The organism is Nocardioides nematodiphilus, assembly GCF_020216525.1.
Taxonomy (GTDB): domain Bacteria; phylum Actinomycetota; class Actinomycetes; order Propionibacteriales; family Nocardioidaceae; genus Nocardioides; species Nocardioides nematodiphilus.
In genome coordinates, this window is record NZ_JAIWOY010000025.1 from 1 (window position 1) to 1,019 (window position 1,019).

General features: G+C 70.8%; 1 protein-coding gene. It reads right to left on the minus strand.

The window, feature by feature from the left end; translation table 11 throughout:
- The coding region (locus KSO98_RS18335) for a flavin monoamine oxidase family protein (protein ID WP_225287204.1) at window positions 1-1,019 on the minus strand (1,019 nt) is incomplete at both ends.

Sequence of the window (1,019 nt, forward strand, 5' to 3'; positions counted from 1 at the left end):
GCGGCGATCTCGGTGCCGACGCGGATGGCGCCGTCGACGTGTTGGAACCCGAGGCCGGCGACGTCGCTGGAGCCGAAGTCCACGACGCCCATCGGCTCGCGGAGCTTGGCGCCGTAGCGGGTCAGGCTGCCCAGGTCGAAGCTGGTGCCGTACGCGCCACCGGTGAGCTCCTGGTGCTGCCAGTCCGACTCGTGGAACACGCTGGGGGTCAGGGCCTGCTCGCCGAAGTACGCGGCGGCCGAGTCCAGGATCCGGGCCTTGCGGTCCTCGGCGCTGAGCCGACCGAGCTCGTCGGCGCTCAGCCCGGCGATGAAGCCGACCAGGAAGCCACGCGGGTCGCCCTCGGGGGTGTTGTCGTAGATCTCGTGCACGGGCAGGTACGGGGCGAACCCGGTGCCGGACAGGCCCTGCTCGCGCCAGAACGGGGTCGGGTAGACCAGCTGGACCTTGATGACCAGGCCGAAGGACTGGTGCTCGCGTGCCATCCGGTGCTCGGACGGCATCTCGGGGACGAACCGGATCCGGCGCTGCACCGTCGGCGGGACCGCGATCACCACCCGGCGGGCCGTGAGGTGCTCGATGGTGCCCGTGTGGTCGCGGACCTCGACGAGCGCGCCGTCCTCGCCCCACTCGATGCGGGTGACGTCGCTGCTGAGTCGGATCCGGTCGTGGCCGACCTTCTCGGCCAGCATCCGCGGCACCGAGGCCAGGCCGCCGACGACGCGCTTGTCGAGGATGAAGTCGGCGTCGACCAGGTGGCTGAACGCGCCGGCGCTGGCGGCCATCAAGAGGGCCTGGAGGGCGGAGAAGGAGTGCGAGGGCTTGGTCAGCATCGCGGGGCCGACGTAGAGCGCGATGTTGTCGCGTGCCTCGGCATCGTCGCTCTGCTCACCCAGCCACTGGGTGAAGGAGACCGAGTCGAGGTAGGCGGCGTCGGGGTGCTCCCAGGGCCGGTCGGGATCCATCTCCGCGACCAGCGCGTCCAACACCTTCGTCAGCCGATCGATCTCGGCGTTGGT